This is a genomic window from Enterococcus sp. AAFC-DPL-5146 (genome assembly GCF_058216635.1).
On record NZ_CM177103.1, the window covers coordinates 2,482,188 to 2,502,398 of the forward strand.

Genomic DNA, 20,211 nt, shown 5'->3' on the forward strand with positions numbered 1-20,211 from the left:
AATCAAGTATCCTTAAAGTGAGGTGTCTATTATGCTAAAACGAGATTTTTTAGAAAAGCCCTTCGATTATATGAATGATATATTATTATTTTTATACAACAATCAAGGCAACGCGACAAAAAACGAGCTAGTCAGCGAGTTTCAGATTAGCTTACCAACTTTAAATGAATATTTATCTTTTCTGCAAAGTTTTCTTGAAGAAAATAACGTAGATAAACAAGTAGAAATCACTATGCAAGGTGAAAATATTTCTTTGAAAAAACAGCCAACTTTCCCATTAAAGAAAGTTGTTGTTCTTTTTCTAGAAAAATCAATTAAATTTCAAATGATCAATCAATTATTCACTAAAGGTGAGTTGACATGTGATTATTTTCAACTGAATTATGCTATTAGTTCTGCGACCTATTATCGCAAAATCACTGAGCTGAATGAACTTCTAAAAGAATTTCATTTGCAAATCAAGCGTGGAAAACTAATTGGCGAAGAAAAACAAGTACGCTATTTCTTCTTTAGCTTCTTTTGGTTTCTCTTTGAAGATAAATCTAGCTTAGAAAAAGAAACAGCTAATCAGTACCTAGGTTTTGTAGATATCCTAAAGGAATCTCTTAATCTAGCTTTTGACCCAACCGAAGTCCTTCAAATCAAATTGTGGATGAAAATTTCCTTTAGACGACTGACCACTGAATTCAATCCCGTCATCAGTCCAAATTATGATTATCCTGATCGCCCGTTATTTGAAGAAATTAATTTAGCCTTACATACATATATGAAAAAGATCGATCGTCCATATACTATTTACGAAGCCTATATGTTTTATGACTTCTTTTGTTCTATGCATAACTTTTCGCCCAATTCTTCTTTTGCATATAGGTTGGCGGAGAAACAACGCAGAGAAAGTTCTTACTTAAACTACATGAATAAAGTTATCTTAAAATATCTAAAACAACAAGGCTATTTATCGAGCTATGCTTCATCAGCCCGTCTTTTGTATATTGAAAATTTATTATTCCAACTGCACTCTCAACTTTATTATTTTGATGGCTTTATTCTTCCGTTTGATAGTTGGACCATAAAGTCAATCGTCCATGCACACCGTCATCCTTTTTCTGGTAATGAAGTTTTTGAATTAATGGATATCGCTACTAAAAAATTTGATCAAGATGGCGAAAAAGGCAGTTTTAAAAATAAATTTACTGAGATTCATTATACGATTATTTTAAATCACATTGCTGAACTAAATGAAGAAAAAATTGCCATTGGCGTCTATCATTCTTTAAATCCTTTTATTGGTGATTTAGTTATCCAGCATTTAACAAATGTTTTAGGCCATAAATATCCTATAAAAGCAGAAGCTTCTAAGGAAGATAGCCACTATGATATCTTGCTATCCAATATTTATAATGAAACAGTATCTGAAAAACAAGAATTAGTCTATATATTTTCAGATATTGGCAATAGTTACGATATGATTGAAGTCGAAAAACTAATTATCAAACTAATTGATACAAGATAAAAGTGTTTTCTTCACTTATCACTACTTGAAATTATAACAGAGAACTCTAGAGTGATGTTCTCTGTTTTCTCTGCATCTATTAAATTTAATGAGAATACTCATAGTTACATGGTAACATAAATCCTTGTTTTATTTGTTTTTATTTTTCTGATTATCGTAAAAAACAACCATAACTGAATTTTTTCATAAAATAAAAAAAACAATAAACGTTTATTGTTTTTTTATTTTATCCAGCCTATATGATTAAACGGTGCAAATCTAAATGAAACCACACCTTCGATGGCTTTACCATCTACCAATCCAAAAGCTCTACTATCACTGGAGTTATTGCGATTATCCCCTAATACAAAATAATGTCCCTTAGGAATTTTTTTCAATTGTGACATTTGATCCAAACAGTCTTCGGATACATTTACTTTGATTGTCCCATCAGGTAGTTCACTTGCTGCAGATAATTCTGACGCTTTTGGTAAAGCTTCTGCCTGATGGTTGATGAACAAATCATTTCCTTCTGTCCAAATTAGGTCGCCAGGCATACCTATGATCCGCTTAACGTATTGAAACTCACTTTTTACAGGTGGTTTAAATGTAATAACCTCGTATCTTTTGGGTTCCTTCGTACGACGAACTATGACTCTGTCTCCATTTAATAAGGTTGGTTTCATCGAATCTCCATCTACCATATGAGGAGATGTATTTAAGATGAAGAAAAAGACAAATACTGCAAACAACACTATTGGAAACATAAATTTAATGATTTCAACAACATTTTCTTTTCTTTTTTTCTTTTTCCTTTTTAAAAATTCTTCTTTTGTCAGCTTTTTCTTTTTTCTTTTTTTATTAGTAGGAACAGCCTTCCTGATTGGCTCAGTCTTAGGTTTTGATTTAATAGTACGATCTTCTCTTGCAAAATCAACTCGTTCTCTATGTTGTGGTCTTTTCTTTTTAGATACAAGCTGCGAACTTTTTCTCTTTTTATTTTTAGCTTTTAGCTTTTTATTCTTATTAAATTTCCTTTTTAATTGCCGTTTTAATAGTTCAAAACGCTCTTTTATTTCATCCATGACACACCTCAATCATACCGATTAACACTCCAAATTAAGAATAACAGACTGCCGTAAAATTATCCATATAAAACCCAGCTTGAATAAAAGGGCTTTACTGACCTTCTAGTTACTCAGCTTAGACACTGTACATGCCCCTTATATTTAAAAAAAGGCGAGCGGAACAAAACTTTAAAAGTTTTGCTCCCCCCACCAAACATTTCGTTGAACATCGAATGAAAAGCGCGGAATATTTCAACCTCAGCGACTTAACAATACTCAAATGCTCAATCAAATACTAATTCTTGTCCTTCAACAATGACACTACTACTAAGCTGATTTTTATTCATTAACGATTGAATAGACAACCCTGAATTTTGAGCAATTTCCCATAATGTCTGACCGTCTTCTACGACATAGACTTCTTTAGGAACTTCATTCTTCTTACTTTCAGTTGTTGCTTCTTCTTTATTTGAGGCTTCTGATTGCTGAACTGATGGAGCAACAGGCACCTCTGACACAACTTCTCCACCAGCAGTAGATACAGATGGTGCTCCACCTGCCGATGCGCCTAAAATTAATGAACCAGACATAAAGTAAATAGCAGTACTAAACAATATTGTCGAAAAAATCAACAGGATATGGTATTTTTTATTGATTCGTTTTTTCATATTGTTCTTCCCTTCATTTGTCATGTAGTGGATTAGTTTCCAGTTTTATCTAAGCGTGATAACTTACTTAAACGTTCTTCTAATTCACGATAAATCGTCATCACTTCGTTCTTAGATTCTTCTACTTCATTAGAGATATTCTTCGCACGATTGCCAATATTAAGCATTTCAAGCTCTGCTGAATTAATCATGTGTTTCGCTTCAACTTGCGCTTCACTGATAATACGATTTGCTTCTTTCTTAGCAGAAACCATTACTTCACCAATCTCTTGTTGTGATTTCAAGGCTTCTTCTTGTAATGATTGGTTTTTCAATAACAAATCATTGATTTGTTGTTTTGCTTGTAATAGTTCAGCTAATTGATTGCCAGAAGCTTCACCTGTTGCTGACATACTGCGCATTGTTTCTAATTCAGCATTTAAGTTTTCTAGTTCTTCTTCTTTTTCTTTGTAGATACTTCTTAATCCAGCTAGTTCAGATTCAAATACATTCTTTTGAATTGAGTATTTATCATTCAAGCCTTGGATACGACCTAAATTGATTTCTAATTCGCTCTTATCTTTTAGAACTGTTTCCAATTCTTTTTTCAATTCTCCAACACGACTATTATCAACAGAGATATCGCTGTTTGTTGATAATGAAACTTCTTTGTCTTTTAGTTCTTGATTTTCTTGTTGTAATTGGCGCATTTGTTCTTGAAGATCAGCAAGTTTTTGTGTCAATTCTTGTTTTTCTTTATCAGTAGTTTGAAGTTTTTCATTCAATGATTCTAATTCCATCTTCACCGTCTCCAATGCTTCTTGTTTTTCTCCGATTGTGCCTCGGGCAGCTAGGTCAGCTTGTAGTTTTTGTATTTCTTTATTCTTTTCAATAATTTGAGCTTCCAATGCTTTATCTTTTTCAACAAGAGCTGTCTCAAGATAAGCAATTTGTTCTTGCCCACTTATATTTTCTTTCTTCAGTTCTGCTATTTGTGATTTTAAACGATTGATTTCTTCAGTAGAACCTGCAGTTTCATTTGCATCTTCCAGCTCAAAAATCTCTGTTTCTTTTTGATTCAGCTGAGTAGCTAATTCGTCGTTTTTCTCTTTCAATTGTTCAAGTTCATCTTGATTGCTTTCAACTTTGATAACTAATTGCTTATTTTGTTGAGACAAGCGGAAATTTTCTTCTTTATTTTGTTCAAATTCAGATTCTTGCATTCTGTATTCTTCAATTAATTCTCTTAAACGAGTAATTTCTTGTTCTTGTTCTGCCATCAAACTACTATTAGTAGCTGTTACTGCAGCTCTTGGTTGCTCGTTTTCCGAACTAAAGTCTACATCTTGCGATAATTCTTCTTCGGAAACTTCGTTAATCTTTTTAATTAACCGTCTCTTTGCCATACTTTTTACACCCCGTCTTTTATTTCTCTACTCTATTTGTCTAGTTTTAATTTTTCTAAGTTGGCGTCTTTCGACTCTCTCGAATAAACCATTGACTGTTTAGATAGTTTGTTTGTTTTATCTCGATATGTAAAGTTAAAATCAATCATCTTGATTTCTTTTACTGGTTGTAACTCTTTTATAAATGTTTCAATATTTTTTTCAGCTGTCTGAAAGTCACTAACTGTCAATGCTGTTGGAAAAACTGAAACTGTTAATGTCTCTGTTTTTTGGCTGATCATAATTGCCACATTTGCCTCTCCAAAGAAGGGCTGCCAATCTCTTATAAGCTGAAGTTCATAATTATCTAAGGCTTGCGCATCTCGACTTTCTACAACTTTTTTCCAAGGAAATTGGGTCAATTTCAATGCATTTTCTTTATAACTCTCAATTTCAGCGCCAGAAGAAGCTCCTCCTCTGGCATCTTTAATTTCTTCTATCTTTAATTCTAAATCTTTATTGTCTTTTCTTAAACTATCTTGATTGTAAAGTATGCCAAAAAGTATTAAGCAAAAAATAATTGCTGCAATCATCAAAAACAATAAAGATCTGCTATTTTCTTGATACTTATAAAAATTGATCTTACGTTTCATTTTTGGACTATCAGAATCCAAGCTCTCCAACTGGAATCGAACATACAACTGATAACTGAAAAAAAGAAACAGTATTACTACTAATACAAACATAAAAATCGTCATCAAATATAAACTCCTTTATCCCTTAATAAAAAAACACTAAATATATCTACTTTTTTGAAAGTTATTCACTTTCCACCCAATTATACATAGTTTATTGTAACATCCCATTGCGTTATTGCCAACTTTTTTTTATAAAAGCTAGTAAAAGTCAATAAAAGAAACTAGTTACTTAATAAACTTTAGCATTTTTTTATTATTTTAACCAAGAAAAACAATTTATATAGTATACTTTCTCTGTTTTCATTTCTTATTTAGCAGTGTTTTTGCTATTTATTAGCAAATAACAAAAAATAACAGTGTATAAGTAGTCAACAAAATGATCATTGTACTATTCCGTTGAATCAAACAATTGTCTCTACGAGACTTGTTCTATGTTTTCAATTAAACGTCTCGATACAATTAACGATATGTACCTAGATTTTCTTCCTCTAGCTCCGCTTCCACAATGCCTACGCTAACGCCCAGCGCTCGATTCACAGAATCCATGATATCAATACTCAAATGACAAACTTTTTCTTTTAAACGTATTTTATCAATGGTCCGAATCTGTTCTAATAAAATGACAGAATCACGTTCTATTCCAGTTTCTTCCGAATTAATTCCTATATGTGTAGGCAATTTTGGCTTAGCCATCTTCGCTGTAATTGCAGCTACAATGATGGTTGGACTAAAATGATTCCCTAAATTATTTTGTATGACAAGTACTGGTCGTACTCCCCCTTGTTCTGAGCCTACAACAGGGGATAAGTCTGCAAAATATATGTCACCCCTTTTGACCATTTGAAACCTCCTGTTCTATTTATATTCTCTTGGTAGGCGTTCAGAAAACACACACGCCACTTCATAGTGAATTGTTTCTAGTTTGTCTGCTACCATCTGCATCGTGATATGTTCTCCATGATCGTTTCCAATAAGCGTAACTTGTGTACCTACATTCATTTTTTCTGGCAATCGAATCATACATTGATCCATACAAATTCTTCCGACAATTTCACATTTTTTCCCATTAACTAGTACTGAAAATCCTTGTAAATGACGCAACCAACCATCTGCATAACCTATTGGTACAGTACCAATCCATTCACTTCCAGTTGTCGTATAGGTATTCCCATAACCAATTCCTTCTCCTGAAGAAAGTTCTTTCACATGAATCAATTTCGATACTAAACTCAAAGCTGGTTTCAATGAATAAACTTCCGGCAACTCATGTCCAGATGGATTCAATCCATACATTGCTATACCAAAACGAATCATATTCCCAACGTTTTCTGGATGCCAGAGTGCTGCAGCACTATTACTTACATGAACATATCTTGGCAACTCAAAAAGCACAGATAAAACTGCTTGGAAGCGCTCATTTTGTTTTTCAAAATAGGTTAAGTCTTTCTCATCTGCTGTAGAAAAATGAGTAAATAAGCCTTCCCAAAGTAGTTTATTTGATCCTTTCACTAATTCAATTGCTTGCTTTGCGGCCTCTGGTGTAATAAAACCAATGCGCCCCATACCTGTATCAATTTTTATATGTATTTTTAATGGTCCTTGTGTTTCTATATGGTTCAAATATTCGATTGCTTGTTCCAGCCATTCTTGCGTTGCAACAGTAACTGATAAATCATATTTTAGTAGCAAGTTTATGTAAGAAACATCTACGATACTTAATATGAGTATTGGCTCTGTTATGCCAGCTTCTCGTAGTTCTATCGCTTCATCTAAGATTGCCACACAAAAACCCGTAGCCCCTCCTCTAATAGCTGCTTTTGCTGTGTGAACCGCTCCATGTCCATAACCATTTGCTTTAACAACAGCAAATAACTCTGTTCCTTGCGGCATTCGTTTAACTTCATTAGAAACATTTTCTTGAATTGCCTGTGTATCAATTACTAATTTTGTGGGACGATGCCATCCTACAGCCATATATGTCCTTCTTTCTTAAACAGCCAGAGCAGAAACAGCCAAATCAACTTACAAGTATTATAAACTAATCCACAGTAACTGAGGAATTTGATTAACTATTTCTTGTGTCAGACTCTATTCAATTTTAGTATATAAAACAAAAACTTTTTCTGCAGCTCCTCTTCTTTTAAACTGTCTCTAAAATAATTTGAGCAACGGCAAAGGTATCTGTATGTGAGATGGAAACAAATACACTACCTTCATGAGGAGATTTTGTCACTATAGGAGCGCCACTATCTTCTTTTAAAACTTCCACATCCTGCAAACCTACATTGCCTATGCCTGTCCCCCACGCTTTAGAAAAAGCTTCCTTACAAGCAAATCGCCCTGCTAAAAACTCAACTTGCCGTTTATGGGGCAACTTTTGTAAAATGGCATATTCTTTGTCGGTGAGAACCCTTTGAATAAAAGAAGACTTATTTATAATAATTTTTTCGATTCTTGAAAGTTCCACCATATCTATACCAATTCCTTTTATCATTCTTTCAAGCCCTCTTTTTTTTATTTTATAAATTACTCTTATTCTATCAAATTTCAGCAAATTTTCCACATAATAATGTAAAATTTTAAAAAAAGGTGAATGAGCACCTTCAGCTCTGACCAAAAAATAGGAAAACAAGCCTTAGACGCTTCTTTCCTCAATCATGTTTTATCTTTTTTCTGAGGAGTTCGTTTAAATAAAAGAAAGGTACAACAAAGCGTGAAAGCCTTGTCGCACCTTTCTATAATCTTATAAACCCAGACACAGAAATACGGTTAACTCTTATTTCTCCCGCTTATGGATTCATTAATTTGAATTGTCTCTAATAACAAAGCTGCGTTTTTTATCGTTATGACGTTTTGCTGAGCGATTGTCTTTACTCTTATTGTAGCCGCCACCGTTTCCAGTTCCGCCTGTTCCTTTGTTATTTTTATTGCCACGATAGCCACCGCCACCGTTTTTGTTGCGATTACGACTGTTTCCACCGCCACCACTACGATTATTCTTATTGAAGCCTTTTTTATTTGATGGTAAAGGACGCTCTGGTGTAATTTTAACCGGAACAGCATCTGACGGATCTTTAGAAATAGTTTTTAGTAATAATGCTGCTAAGTCTTCAGCAGAATATTTTTCTGCAAGATCTTTAGCTGCAGGTAAATAGTTGTCTAAACCATTTTCTGCCATTTTTTCTTCAACAGTTTCGATTGCTGCACCTAATTGTCCTTTAAATGCTTCTTGTTCATTTGGTGGACGTAATGGTGTCATGCGTTTTTTCGTTAATTCTTCGATAACATGCAAGTAGCCCATTTCGTTTGGTGTAACGAAAGTAACGGACATTCCGCCTTTTCCAGCACGGCCAGTACGACCGATACGGTGAACATAACTTTCTGGATCTTGTGGAATATCATAGTTATAAACATGTGTCACACCAGAGATGTCTAACCCACGAGCTGCAACATCGGTTGCTACTAAGATATCTAAGTTTCCACTCTTGAATGAGCGTAAAACACTCATACGTTTTTGTTGAGACAAGTCTCCGTGAATTCCTTCTGCTTTGTAACCACGAGCTTCTAGACCACGAGCTAATTCATCTACACGACGTTTTGTACGACCAAAAACAATTGTTAATTCTGGTGTTTGAACGTCTAATAAGCGTGTCATTACATCAAATTTTTCAAAGTCTTTTGAACGTACGTAATATTGATCGATTAAATCAGCAGTCATTTCTTTTGCTTTAATTTTTACGTGTTCTGGATCTTTCATAAATTTAACGCCGATTGATTTGATTGCCGGTGGCATTGTTGCTGAAAATAGTAACGTCTGACGTTTTACTGGTATTTTAGAGATAATTTTTTCGATATCTTCTAAGAATCCCATGTTTAACATTTCATCAGCTTCATCTAAAACTAATGTTTCGATTGTTTCTAGTTTTAGTGTACGACGATTGATGTGATCTAATAAACGTCCTGGTGTTCCTACAACAATATGTGGATTTTCTTTTAGTCCACGAATTTGGCGGCTAATATCTGCTCCGCCGTAAACTGCTTGAACACGAATTTTTTTATCGCGTCCTAAACGGTATAATTCTTCTTGTGTTTGAATTGCTAACTCACGTGTAGGCGCAATAACGATTCCTTGTAATACACGGTTTGATGTATCAATTTTTTGCAACATAGGTAAGCCAAAAGCAGCTGTTTTACCAGTACCTGTTTGAGCTTGTCCAATAACATCTTTCCCTTGTAATGCTAGAGGAATTGTTTCCTCTTGAATCGGTGTTGCTTCTTCAAATCCTGAACGTTCAATTGCTGCCAATAATTCTGTTTCTAATCCAAGTTCTTTAAATTTCAAATGATATCCTCCTAAATAGTGTTTGTTCCAGAAGAAATTTTTTCTTCTTAATTTGTGTTACAGGTGATTTGACTTTCACTAATTTCAAAAATGTTCTGGGTGTTCGTAAACCTTCAACATAGGTTTATTTATTTTTTCATTAGTGTTACCGAAAAATCCACCTTATGAAGCTACAGGCACTAGAAAAGCCAAACGACTTCGTTCAGCTTTTTTAATCTTTATATTCAATAGAGTATTCTCATTGAATGAGACAATCTATTTTTTTACTTCGATCTTTCGGCAATAGGTTATTCTAGCATAGTTTTATATTTTCAGCAAGTTTTATGAAAGCTTGTTAACTTTCAAGAAGTTCCCTAACGACTTCATTTAATCCCATACCATTACTAGCTTTTAAAACGACCATGTCAGTAGGTTTAAGAAGTGATTTTAAAGTATTCATCAAGTCTGTTTTTTCTTCTTTATTGAAATAATGAACCTGATTTTCTTGATATTTTCCTTTAAGAGATTCGTGCAAAGCTTTCATTTCACTACCATATAAAATAACTTCTGAAATTCCATCTGGATTCAAGTTTTCACTGACTGACGCATGCATTACAGAAGAATCTGGACCGAGTTCAAGCATATCACCTAAAACCGCCACTCTTTTTCCTTTGACGGGCATTTGACTAAAGCTATCTAGTACTAATTTCATGGCCGTTGGGTTGGCATTATAAACATCACTGAGAATTTCAATACCTGTACTTGTTTTTAACCACTCTGTGCGATTCTTAGTCAATTGAAAACCTGCTAATCCAATTCGGATTTTCTCTTCTGATATCTTTAGCCATTGTCCAATACTGATAGCAATCAAAGCATTCCCTACATTATATTTACCTGGAACTGGAATAGTAAATACTTGATCTGAGCCCTTGATTTTAAAGGTAGTTTGTTCTTTTTGTTCCTCAATGATCTCTGCTTGACAGTCCGCTTGCGCCCAGCCAAATGTTTTAATGGTTTGAGTTAACCCATTAGTTAACGGAACTAACAATGGTTCTGCGGCAGGAATAAGTAACAACCCAGTATCAGAAAGTCCAGAAGTGATTTCCATCTTAGCTTTCGCTATCCCTTCTCTGGAACCAAGATTTTCAATATGTGCTTCACCAATCATAGTGATTGCAGCTATATCCGGCTGGGCCAATTTTGATAGAAAATCGATTTCATCGGCATGATCCATCCCCATTTCTAAAATCAGCTTTTCAGTTTCATTTGGCATATGTAAAATGGTATACGGTAAGCCAATATCATTATTATAGTTTCCTTGGGTCTTATATGTTTTGAACTGTTGAGCTAAAACTGCTTCTGTCATATCTTTCGTTGTCGTTTTACCGTTACTTCCCGTAATTGCAATGACCGTAGGATTCATTTTCTGTAAATAGTAAACAGCTAAATCTTGCATCGCTTTTAACGTGTCTGTTACTTGTAAAATTGGCAATTGTCCAGACGGTGCTTCTGGTAAACTCCAAAATGCAGCGCCTGCACCTTTTTCTATAGCATTTTTAATAAATGAATGACCGTCATTCTCTCCTTTTAACGGAACAAATAAATTTCCATGTGTAATTAAACGGCTGTCAAATTCAATACCTGTCAACTCAAAATCTGTCCATTGTTTCCAATCATTGCTGGCTTTGGTTACTTTAGCAGCTTCCCAGAAAGTTAATTTCATTGGTTTCTCTCCTTTTAAACTAATAATAGCTTTTCTCATCAAACACTGTTTTACAACACGGCTAACCATAAAAGGGCTGAGACAAAACCTCTAGTGTTTTGCCTCCTCCCTTTTGTGATTCTATCTTTCGTAAAAACTTTGTCTTTGTTTAAAACGATTTAATGCTAATTGAATCAATTCTTCGATTAAATCATTATATTTCAAGCCCATATTTTCCCATAATAATGGATACATACTAAATTCTGTAAAACCAGGCATTGTATTTAACTCGTTTAAAAATAGTTCGTTTTTGCTAGTCAAAAAGAAGTCACATCGACTTAAGCCGCTGCCATCTAAAATAGTATACGCTTTTTTAGCATATTCTTGTGCTTTTTGATGTACTTCGTCTGGCACTTCAGCTGGAATCTGCATCGTAATTTGATTATCAATATATTTTGAATTGTAATCATAAAAATCAACATCTTTAACGATTTCCCCTGGCAATGTTGTTCGTACATCTTCATTACCTAAAATCGCTACTTCGATTTCTCTAGCTTCGATTCCTTGTTCAACAATTGCTCTAGAATCATAACGATATGCTTCTTCTAAAGCATTTTGTAATTCCTCACGATTTTCAGCCTTGCTGATTCCAACACTTGAACCCATGTTAGCTGGTTTAACAAAAACTGGATAAATCAATGAACCTTCACATTGTTCGAAGACTTTTTTAGGATTTTCTTTCCAGTCGCTCTTCAATACAGGAACAAAAGGTACTTGAGGAATACCGGCTGTTTGCAGTAAATATTTTGTCATAATTTTGTCCATTGCGTTTGCACTTGCCAAAACACCTGCACCTACATAAGGTAGTCCTAATGTTTCTAAAAAGCCTTGGATTGTTCCGTCTTCACCATTAGGTCCATGAAGTACAGGAAAAACAATGCTATCTTCTTCTTTAATTTCACAAGGTGTGATTACCTTACCTGTGAATTCTCCCCACTTATCTACTTCACCATTATCAGACCATGTTAATTTAAGAACATCCACACTTTCTGGTTTTTCTGATAAAAGCGGTCCTTTGACCCATTCACCTTCTTTACTAATAAAAACCAGTTGGACTTGATAATAATTATAATAAATCGCATTTAAAACGGAATAGGCAGACAATATTGACACATCGTGTTCTTCACTTCTCCCACCATATAGCAATGTAATCTTCAAATGCTTTTCCTCCTAAATTTTAAAGTGTAATGAGCTCATTCAACTTCGACCTAAAAATAGGACTGCGGTACGTTAGGCCTCATTCACATTTTATCTTTTTTTCCAAGATGCTAGCCCATGAAACTAGATAGAATAAATTACTATATTGTTTTATCCAATAGAAAAACTCAAAATAGCTCTTTCATATTTTAGCATAAAAGTGTTAGTCCGAATAGAATCAAATAACGAAATAGATGAAAAAATTTTATATTGTTATTTTTTCAATAGAGGATAGACTTTTAAGTTACCTGACAACACGGAATTTATTATAAAAAAGAACATACTTATTTTTAATTTGAGTTGCTTTCTTGCTTGAGTAGTGCCGTAAGCTTTTCTTTAAATTTTTCTCTGTCTGCTTCCGTAAAAGCTTTTGGTCCTTTAGTGTGCCCACCGCTTTTTCGAACTTTCGCACTAAAATAGCGTTGTTCTAATAATCCATCAATATTTTCTCCTGTGTATTCATAGCCTAGCTGATGTAAAACTCGTACACCTTTAGGAAGCACTAGAGATGCCAAACCATAATCTTGTGTAACTAAAATATCATTGTGTCTAATCAATTGAACAATCCTGTAGTCCGCTGCATCTGCGCCTTTATCTACGTAAACAAAAGAAACGTTCTTAGGATATTCTTTCAATGAGTAATGATCAATACTCGTCACAATTATTACCTCAATCGAATAAACAAGAGCAATTTCAATCGTACTGTCTTTCACCGGTGACCCATCACCATCTACAAAAATTCTCATACTTACACCTCTCAGTCGTTCTTACCAGTTAGGTTAAATACCAAGCAGGATGACGTTTCAAGAATGTGGAAACTTCAATAAATACTGCTTCTTTTACAATTTTATATAACTCAGGATTTCTGATTTTCTTTTTTATCGCACCCGTGTATCTTGGACGCTTGACCTTAATTGAAAGAACCATGTCAAACCTTTCGGTAAAGTTGTCTGTTGTAAGATATTTCAAACGGTTCGTTTCTTCTAAAAATTGATTGATAGCTTCAACTGTTCCTTGAACAAAACCATCCAAATGTGTGCCTCCGTCAGAAGGTAAATGCCCGTTCACAAAACTGTCTTTGACACTAGTTGAACCATTTTTTGAAATAACCGCTTGAATTGATACACCTTCACTGACTGTGTTGATAATCAGAGGTTGCCCACTTCTTGTGATACTGTCATCTTTTTGGAATATATACTCCACCAGACCTTGCTCATAGCGGAAATAATTTTTTTGTTTTTTGCCATCTGTCAATGAAATTGTTAAACCGCTGTTTAACATCGCCAATTCTTGGCTACGGTTAAATAAAATAAAATAGGATAATGGCTTATTGCCGAATAATGTTTCATCTGGTGTAAAAGCTAACTCGATTCGCTGCCCCTCATCTTCCGATGGGATTAATGCTTTTTTATTCAACTGTCCATTTTGATAAATCTGAATGGTTCTTTTCCCTAATTTTTCTACCCCAAACCCCACCTGCTCGGACAAGGCATTGACGACAGATAGAAAAAGATAGGGAGAGGTGTACTGCTCTGTTGGTGTTTTATCTAAAAATAACCCTTTTTTACTAAAAAAAGAAAAAATAAATTGTTTCTCTGAAAGTTCAATAGAAAGTTCTGCTTGTTCTATATCAACTGCCAACTGCAATAAATGATCTAGTACTTGCAACACCATACTTTCCAAACCAGTCGGACCAATTCCCCCAATGTATATACTTGGTCGTTTTCGAATACTATCTTTTAGAACATCATCGTCTAGCGCTTTCCAAATATTTTCATTGGTCATGTTGATCTCCTCCTGTAAACAGACTTATTTTACTGATATAAAAATTACAAATGTAACTATATTGACAACTTCATAAGCATAACAATTTATCTAGTCCACGTAAATGTTTTATCTAAATTTCCTTATCTCCTCTATTATAAAGAAAAATAGACTAGAACGAAAGAGGTATGAGATAAAGTCTTTAAAATTAAACCAATTACGTTATTCTAAAAATATGTTCATTATGCTAGTTCATGCTATCAGAATTAACAGAAAACACAAAAAAGATACAAGTTGGCAACTAACATCCACTTGCACCTTTTTTATTCGCCCATACAATTCTTTCTTTAGCGAACAATATCAACTTTTGGTTGTTCCATCATAAGTTTAACTTGTTCAATTGTTGTCAACGGTACATCTCCTTGAATCGTGTGAGCTAAAACACCATTAGCAGTCGCAAACTCTACTGTTTCCACTAACGACCAAGACTCACTATACCCCAGCAATATCCCTGCAGCATAACCATCTCCTGCACCAATTCGATCTAAATTAACGATTTCTCTCGGTTCTGCCTGAACATAGTTTTTTGGATCAAATAAAAAACCAGCTAAGTAATGTCTATCCTCTTCACTTTGACGAATCGTTCCAGCAAAATAATCAATTTGGTATTTAGCCATAAATCGATGAACCAATTCTTCAAACTGTTTAGAAGAATCTAGCACTTCATTTATAGGCATTCCTAATAGATCCGTCAAGTCCCGTTGACTCCCGAAAACTAAATCACAATATGGCAGTATATTTTCATATTGTTCCTTCATAAATGAAGCCTCATGATCTTCATTTAAACTTGGACGAAAATTAAAATCAAAGCATACTTTTTTCCCCTTATCATGTGCTTTTCTAGCCAAATCAAATGCAGCATCACGAGTCTCTTCCGTCAAACTTAATGAGATTCCGCAAATATGCACTAAATCAATATCCTCTAAAAACGTATCAAAATCATAACTTGACGCATCGCTCACACCAAATGAACTGCTCCTACGATTTTGATACGTTACTTGAGTTGGTCTGGGGCCAAATCCCATTTCAGCGAAATAAGACCCTATATGGTCACCAGCGTTCCCAATCCATTGATCTTGAATACCCAACTGACGCATATTCGCTTTGGCTGCATAACCTAAACGATTACTAGGAAGTTTTGTTATTAAACTTGTTTGACAACCAAAATGAGCTAAATTACTTAAAATATTCACTCCAGTACCTGTAAAGTCCAAACGTAACTCTTTGGTCTGCTCCAACATCAGATATTCTGGCGGAGTCAAACGCATCATTATTTCACCAAAAGCTGCAATTTTCATTATGATCCCTACCTATTTCCAGCTTCACGAGCTTGCACTTCGGAAAAAAGACAAAACTTGATTGCGGCAGAAAGCGCCACAGTCAAGTTTTCCTATTTTTCTGTCCGTGCTGAACCAGCTCATTCAGCTTTTATTTTTTCAATGTATTTTTCATCATCCCAAGCAATGTTTTCACATCTTCTGGTCTGGTATCTCCTGTTGTTGAATCGATAATTGAGCTGTAAACGTGTGGAATGATTTTCTTCACCCCGGCATCCACTGCGATTTGCACGATTTCTTCAAAGTTTTCTAGATCAATGCCTCCTGTTGGTTCTAGGTAGAAATCATATTTGGCACAAGCCTTTGCCACTGCTTTGTATTCTTCGATATGAGCTAAGCCTTTCATTGGGAAAAACTTGATCGAACTGCCTCCCATATCTTGTAATAAACGAATTGCTGTTTCAATCGTCACTTCTCCTGCTGGTGTTTGTGAGCTTAGTGGTCCGGTTGCGATGTTTACGATGCCTACTTTTCCTGTTGGTGAAACTAATCCGTTAACAATGGTGTCATTTTGTCCTAATAACGCGCGAGAAGTCCCTACACCTGTGAAGACTTGGTTCACATGTTGCGGTTGTAATTCTTTTGAGATTCTTGATACCATTTGGCTTTGATTTGGATCTCCTGCTCCTAGACCAACGGATAAGGCATTGTTGGTTTCAGCGGCGTATTTTTTCATCGCTTCGATTGCGGCTTCATCCGTTGGATAGTTTTTCGAAAGAACGCCTAGTACGATATGGCCTTCTGCGGCTTCATAACAGTCTTTCGCATTTTCTACTGAGTTGGCTAAAACATTTAAACAGATACGGTTTTCTAAATAATTTGGTGTTAATGACATGGTTGGTTCACTCCTATTTTCTCTTTTTTTTAATTCATGATCGCAGTTAAGCGTGTCACGATTTTCTTCATTTCTGCTTCGTTTACGGAACGGATATCAAATTCAATGATCCCATTGTTGGCTTGGTATTCTCTAGTGTAAATTGCTGGACTCTCCGCTTTCAGTTCTTTAATCACTTCTTTCGCTGATTTTGAGCCATTAACTTTGATACTTCCTCGGTATATGTCTCTTCCGGCACCATCTTGAACGACTTTGGCTTCGATGTTTTTGATTTGGTTTAGATTTGTGATAAACGGGGCTAGTCGTTCTTTCATGGACTCTCCTGATTCACTGCCATTTTTTACATAATCTTCTACTGCTTGAGTAAAGCCTAGAATGTTGTCTTTTCCAATCTTCATAGCACGACCGATTCCTTTGCCTTGAAGGCGAATCCATTCGATGTAGGCTTTTTTACCAATTACCAGTCCCGCGCTTGGGCCTTCGATTGCTTTAGCTCCGCTGTAAATGACCAAATCAGCGCCTGCTTCGATGTATTTAAATAACTCTTCTTCCGCTGCGGCATCAACGATCAACGGGATGTTATACTTTTTGGCAATCGTTGCGGCTTCTTCCACGCTTAACATACTTTTTTGAACGGTATGGTGGCTTTTGATATACAGAATAGCGGCTGTTTGATCCGTAATCATCATTTCAATGTGTTCTGGCGAACACATATTAGCGTAACCAGCCTCTACAACTTGTCCGCCGCCTTGTTCCACCATCACTTCAACGGGTGTACCGTAATCTACATTATGCCCTTTTGGCAGGATGATTTCACGTTTCGTGATTTTTTCTGTATATGGATGATAGGCGTGATAAGCGGAGCCTTCACCGATTAAGGCTGCGACACTTTGCGCGATGCCGGCAGAAGCAGAAGAAACGACTTGAGCATCTTCCACCTTTAATAAATTGGCTAAGTAGGCGCCTGTTTGCTTGCTTAGTTCGCTCATTTCAAAGAAATGTTCCCCACCGAATTTTTGTGCGGCTAAGACATTTTCAGAAACTTTCGATACACCTAAAATCGTCATTCTTCCTGAGGCATTGATGACTTCTTTTAGGTTGAATTTTTCATAACTAATTGTCATAAACAATTCCTCCAATAATGGTTTTTACAGGTTTGATGACTTCTTTTGCTTCTCTAGTAAATCCATTTGAATCAGTTAATGTCTTCTGACCAGCTTCAATAGTAAAGATTGTGATATCTCCGTCATACCCTTCTTTCAACTGACCTTTCGTATCAAAATGGAAGGTTTCAGCTGGAACTGTCGTAACTTTTTCAATTATTTCGACCCAATCATAGCCTACCACACGTAATTTCTCCATCGTCGTGGCTAAATCATAAACGGGTCCATTTTCACGATTACGGATATAAATGTCTGTACTAATCGAAGTTGCTTTCATATCATCTTTTAAAGCTGTTTCAGCAACATGAAAATTAAAACTGTCTGTTCCATGTCCAATATCAAAAACAATCCCTTTATCATATGCATCCCAAACAAAATCTTTTATTTTATCTGTTGCTTGGTTCAAGATACCATTAGGTTTACCATTGAAACAATGAGTCAACACATCTCCTTTAGACATATTTGCTAAAATTTCGTCTAATTCTGGAGGTGCGGAACCAATATGAACCATCAACGGCAGGTTATTATTTTCTTTTTGAATTTTTTTAGCCATTTCTAAAGGAGTAATGCCATTGTCACCAATTACAGTTTTACTCATTCTAGCTTTGATTCCTACGACAAAATCAGGTAGTTCAGTCAACGCTTTATGAACCAGCTCTTCTTTAACTTTACTTAAATCAGCTAATTCATCCTGTTCGACAATGCCCCATTTTGAAATATTCACTAATGCATAGACATTGGTTTTTGCTTGTTTGGCTAAGTCATAGAATTCATGAATATTTTCAGCACCTGTAGTACCAGCATCAATAACCGTTGTCACACCTTTTTTAACACCAATTTCGTCTGGGAAATCATAGTACAAAGTCATCTTCTCAAAGCAATGAACATGATCATCGATCCAACCAGCTGACACATACGTATTAGCATCCAGCTCAATCAACTGTTTACTTTCTGCTTCGATTTTATCTGCAACTTTTGCGATTTTCCCAGCATTGATTGCTATTTCTATTGGTTTACCTTCAATGGTTTTTCCATTTTTTATGATTAAGTCGTAACTCATTTTATCCCCTACTTTTCTTTAAATCTAAATTTTGTCCAGGGTTTTACAAAATCCAACAACAACAATTCTTTCTCTGTTATTTGACCTACTTTGTTTTTACGGTCATCCTTATGTGGCTGTAAAACAATTTGCAGTTCATTTTTGTATTTCCCGAATGTATCATTACCTATCACAACATCACCAATTTGAAATTCTTGTGTATTATCATGTGCTTTATTGGCTTGTTTTTTATATTTTTTTCGTACCTCAGTGGAACGAACCACTTGATCTGTAATGTCACCACGACGAAAGTGCTGTTCAGTCAAAGTAATTTCTTTTTCAACATCACTAACATCACTTGTAAACTCAACCGCTAATTCAAGCTGATAACGATTTAAATTACCTAATAGCTCCAACTCTTCATCGGAAGCATACGCATTACCAATAATCACATCATCAATCAATCCTGTCGCAAATAAATGTTTAGTTTGAACCTCTACTGGTAAATGACGATGCAGTTCAAGCGTTGGCAAGCCATCATTTACATCCCACGGACCAATTGTGCCAACTTGTGAATTGATAAAGGCAGCTGTCCTAATCCCATGTTTTTTAAAACGAACACTACAGCGCTCAAAGAAATCATAGGGTAAAGCTGTGCCCTCTTGCGGATAGAAGTTGTGGCATCCATAAAGAAATGGAACGTTCGCTTCATAGGTCAGTATATTGTCCAAATAAGCCACATCATTACTCATATTTAATTCAATCGCTAAATCAAATGGATTAAATGTTAACTTCGCTTCTTTATTGCCATCAAATCCAGCATCTAAACGAATTCCATCCGCACCCGTTTCATAAAAGAAAGTTAAATCATCGTATGAAATTTGCAATTCATCAAAAATATTCGGAGCGACATCCAAAATTGTTTCATAACCTAACTCTTTTCCGTAAGCAATTAATGATTTGAACTTTTCCTTTACAATTTCTTTTCCTTCTGACACTTCTAACATACTCATAAAAATTCGCGAAAAGCCACATTCGCTGGCTTTTTTTAAATACGCTTTATCTTTTTCTATATCACTATGATCTGGGTAAACTGATACACCTAATGCTCTTTTCATCGATTATTCCTCCGCTTTGTATGATCGTATTTATTTCTATATTATCTTAAAGCTAGATATTTCCAAGAAAGTACTGAGCTGCAAAAAATAGTTACTGTTCCTATTATAAATAAAGGCTGCTTGATTAAAATCCCAATAACAATTGCAACCGCAATCAAACAAATTGAAGCTATAAATAGATGTAAAAACCTCAAATCAGTATATTTTTCAGGCAACCATTTTCTTTCAATCATCACTTGACTAATAATGAAAAATACTACGAACCAAATTAACATGACTTTAATCACCAAAGAGGATAGTAACACTACTACCCTCCCTCTCTTATT

At 35.1% G+C, this 20,211-nt stretch carries 19 protein-coding genes; 1 reads left to right on the forward strand and 18 read right to left on the reverse strand.

Annotated elements, in window-relative coordinates:
* Nucleotides 1-31 precede the first annotated feature (31 nt).
* On the forward strand, nt 32-1,513 hold the full coding sequence (locus tag AC4BB2_RS11340) for a helix-turn-helix domain-containing protein (RefSeq protein WP_490473035.1): 1,482 nt from the start codon (nt 32-34) through the stop codon (nt 1,511-1,513).
* A 221-nt stretch (nt 1,514-1,734) separates the two neighbouring features.
* On the opposite strand, the gene lepB is transcribed toward AC4BB2_RS11340, so the two are convergent.
* The 18 genes from lepB to AC4BB2_RS11430 all read right to left on the reverse strand — a co-directional run bounded on the left by lepB (nt 1,735) and on the right by AC4BB2_RS11430 (nt 20,190).
* Complete coding sequence (gene lepB / locus AC4BB2_RS11345) at nt 1,735-2,577, reverse strand: signal peptidase I (RefSeq protein WP_490473036.1); 843 nt, start codon at nt 2,575-2,577, stop codon at nt 1,735-1,737.
* A 266-nt stretch (nt 2,578-2,843) separates the two neighbouring features.
* A complete protein-coding gene (locus tag AC4BB2_RS11350; protein WP_490473037.1) occupies nt 2,844-3,227 on the reverse strand; it encodes a LysM peptidoglycan-binding domain-containing protein in 384 nt (127 codons plus the stop codon).
* Nucleotides 3,228-3,259: 32 nt separating this feature from the next.
* Nucleotides 3,260-4,612, reverse strand: a complete 1,353-nt coding sequence (locus tag AC4BB2_RS11355; RefSeq protein WP_490473038.1) for a hypothetical protein — start codon at nt 4,610-4,612, stop codon at nt 3,260-3,262.
* Between the two features lie 32 nt (nt 4,613-4,644).
* Complete coding sequence (locus tag AC4BB2_RS11360) at nt 4,645-5,349, reverse strand: hypothetical protein (protein WP_490473039.1); 705 nt, start codon at nt 5,347-5,349, stop codon at nt 4,645-4,647.
* A 399-nt stretch (nt 5,350-5,748) separates the two neighbouring features.
* On the reverse strand, nt 5,749-6,129 hold the full coding sequence (locus AC4BB2_RS11365) for a type II toxin-antitoxin system PemK/MazF family toxin (RefSeq protein ID WP_490473040.1): 381 nt from the start codon (nt 6,127-6,129) through the stop codon (nt 5,749-5,751).
* 15 nt (nt 6,130-6,144) lie between these two features.
* The gene (alr, locus tag AC4BB2_RS11370) at nt 6,145-7,263 is read right to left on the reverse strand and encodes an alanine racemase (protein WP_490473041.1); all 1,119 of its coding nucleotides are present in this window, start codon (nt 7,261-7,263) and stop codon (nt 6,145-6,147) included.
* Between the two features lie 166 nt (nt 7,264-7,429).
* Nucleotides 7,430-7,783 (reverse strand): holo-ACP synthase, encoded by a 354-nt coding sequence (gene acpS / locus AC4BB2_RS11375; protein ID WP_490474698.1) that lies wholly within the window; start codon nt 7,781-7,783, stop codon nt 7,430-7,432.
* A gap of 306 nt (nt 7,784-8,089) precedes the next feature.
* On the reverse strand, nt 8,090-9,631 hold the full coding sequence (cshA, locus tag AC4BB2_RS11380; protein ID WP_490473042.1) for a degradosome RNA helicase CshA: 1,542 nt from the start codon (nt 9,629-9,631) through the stop codon (nt 8,090-8,092).
* Nucleotides 9,632-9,965: 334 nt separating this feature from the next.
* The gene (locus AC4BB2_RS11385; RefSeq protein ID WP_490473043.1) at nt 9,966-11,333 is read right to left on the reverse strand and encodes a UDP-N-acetylmuramoyl-tripeptide--D-alanyl-D-alanine ligase; all 1,368 of its coding nucleotides are present in this window, start codon (nt 11,331-11,333) and stop codon (nt 9,966-9,968) included.
* 120 nt (nt 11,334-11,453) lie between these two features.
* Nucleotides 11,454-12,530, reverse strand: coding sequence for a D-alanine--D-alanine ligase (locus AC4BB2_RS11390; protein ID WP_490473044.1), 1,077 nt, complete (start codon nt 12,528-12,530; stop codon nt 11,454-11,456).
* Nucleotides 12,531-12,859: 329 nt separating this feature from the next.
* Nucleotides 12,860-13,315 (reverse strand): YaiI/YqxD family protein, encoded by a 456-nt coding sequence (locus AC4BB2_RS11395; protein ID WP_490473045.1) that lies wholly within the window; start codon nt 13,313-13,315, stop codon nt 12,860-12,862.
* Nucleotides 13,316-13,343: 28 nt separating this feature from the next.
* Entirely contained in the window at nt 13,344-14,354 is a 1,011-nt protein-coding gene (locus AC4BB2_RS11400; protein WP_490473046.1) for a DNA topoisomerase IV subunit B family protein, read from the reverse strand.
* A gap of 326 nt (nt 14,355-14,680) precedes the next feature.
* A complete protein-coding gene (locus tag AC4BB2_RS11405; protein WP_490473047.1) occupies nt 14,681-15,691 on the reverse strand; it encodes a sugar kinase in 1,011 nt (336 codons plus the stop codon).
* A 130-nt stretch (nt 15,692-15,821) separates the two neighbouring features.
* Nucleotides 15,822-16,565 (reverse strand): 2-dehydro-3-deoxy-phosphogluconate aldolase, encoded by a 744-nt coding sequence (gene dagF / locus AC4BB2_RS11410; RefSeq protein ID WP_490473048.1) that lies wholly within the window; start codon nt 16,563-16,565, stop codon nt 15,822-15,824.
* Between the two features lie 29 nt (nt 16,566-16,594).
* On the reverse strand, nt 16,595-17,689 hold the full coding sequence (locus tag AC4BB2_RS11415; protein WP_490473049.1) for a DgaE family pyridoxal phosphate-dependent ammonia lyase: 1,095 nt from the start codon (nt 17,687-17,689) through the stop codon (nt 16,595-16,597).
* The gene (locus AC4BB2_RS11420; RefSeq protein ID WP_490473050.1) at nt 17,679-18,788 is read right to left on the reverse strand and encodes an amidohydrolase/deacetylase family metallohydrolase; all 1,110 of its coding nucleotides are present in this window, start codon (nt 18,786-18,788) and stop codon (nt 17,679-17,681) included. The genes AC4BB2_RS11415 and AC4BB2_RS11420 overlap by 11 nt, the downstream gene beginning before the upstream one ends.
* An 8-nt stretch (nt 18,789-18,796) precedes the next feature.
* A complete protein-coding gene (locus tag AC4BB2_RS11425; RefSeq protein ID WP_490473051.1) occupies nt 18,797-19,885 on the reverse strand; it encodes a DUF871 domain-containing protein in 1,089 nt (362 codons plus the stop codon).
* 41 nt (nt 19,886-19,926) lie between these two features.
* Nucleotides 19,927-20,190: a hypothetical protein gene (locus AC4BB2_RS11430; protein WP_490473052.1), complete on the reverse strand. Its 264-nt coding sequence runs from the start codon at nt 20,188-20,190 to the stop codon at nt 19,927-19,929.
* Nucleotides 20,191-20,211 lie beyond the last annotated feature (21 nt).

Excerpts from the sequence above, each read along its gene's own strand:
- AC4BB2_RS11355 (WP_490473038.1), bottom strand. The coding sequence starts at position 4,612 with ATGGCAAAGAGACGGTTAATTAAAAAGATTAACGAAGTTTCCGAAGAA.
- AC4BB2_RS11400 (WP_490473046.1), bottom strand. The coding sequence starts at position 14,354 with ATGACCAATGAAAATATTTGGAAAGCGCTAGACGATGATGTTCTAAAA.
- AC4BB2_RS11425 (WP_490473051.1), bottom strand. The coding sequence starts at position 19,885 with ATGAAAAGAGCATTAGGTGTATCAGTTTACCCAGATCATAGTGATATA.
- AC4BB2_RS11395 (WP_490473045.1), bottom strand. The coding sequence starts at position 13,315 with ATGAGAATTTTTGTAGATGGTGATGGGTCACCGGTGAAAGACAGTACG.
- AC4BB2_RS11420 (WP_490473050.1), bottom strand. The coding sequence starts at position 18,788 with ATGAGTTACGACTTAATCATAAAAAATGGAAAAACCATTGAAGGTAAA.
- acpS (WP_490474698.1), bottom strand. The coding sequence starts at position 7,783 with ATGATAAAAGGAATTGGTATAGATATGGTGGAACTTTCAAGAATCGAA.
- AC4BB2_RS11360 (WP_490473039.1), bottom strand. The coding sequence starts at position 5,349 with ATGACGATTTTTATGTTTGTATTAGTAGTAATACTGTTTCTTTTTTTC.
- AC4BB2_RS11415 (WP_490473049.1), bottom strand. The coding sequence starts at position 17,689 with ATGACAATTAGTTATGAAAAATTCAACCTAAAAGAAGTCATCAATGCC.
- AC4BB2_RS11385 (WP_490473043.1), bottom strand. The coding sequence starts at position 11,333 with ATGAAATTAACTTTCTGGGAAGCTGCTAAAGTAACCAAAGCCAGCAAT.
- alr (WP_490473041.1), bottom strand. The coding sequence starts at position 7,263 with ATGGCTGTAGGATGGCATCGTCCCACAAAATTAGTAATTGATACACAG.
- lepB (WP_490473036.1), bottom strand. The coding sequence starts at position 2,577 with ATGGATGAAATAAAAGAGCGTTTTGAACTATTAAAACGGCAATTAAAA.
- AC4BB2_RS11350 (WP_490473037.1), bottom strand. The coding sequence starts at position 3,227 with ATGAAAAAACGAATCAATAAAAAATACCATATCCTGTTGATTTTTTCG.
- dagF (WP_490473048.1), bottom strand. The coding sequence starts at position 16,565 with ATGTCATTAACACCAAATTATTTAGAAAACCGTATCTGTTTAAATGTT.
- AC4BB2_RS11405 (WP_490473047.1), bottom strand. The coding sequence starts at position 15,691 with ATGAAAATTGCAGCTTTTGGTGAAATAATGATGCGTTTGACTCCGCCA.
- AC4BB2_RS11365 (WP_490473040.1), bottom strand. The coding sequence starts at position 6,129 with ATGGTCAAAAGGGGTGACATATATTTTGCAGACTTATCCCCTGTTGTA.
- AC4BB2_RS11340 (WP_490473035.1), top strand. The coding sequence starts at position 32 with ATGCTAAAACGAGATTTTTTAGAAAAGCCCTTCGATTATATGAATGAT.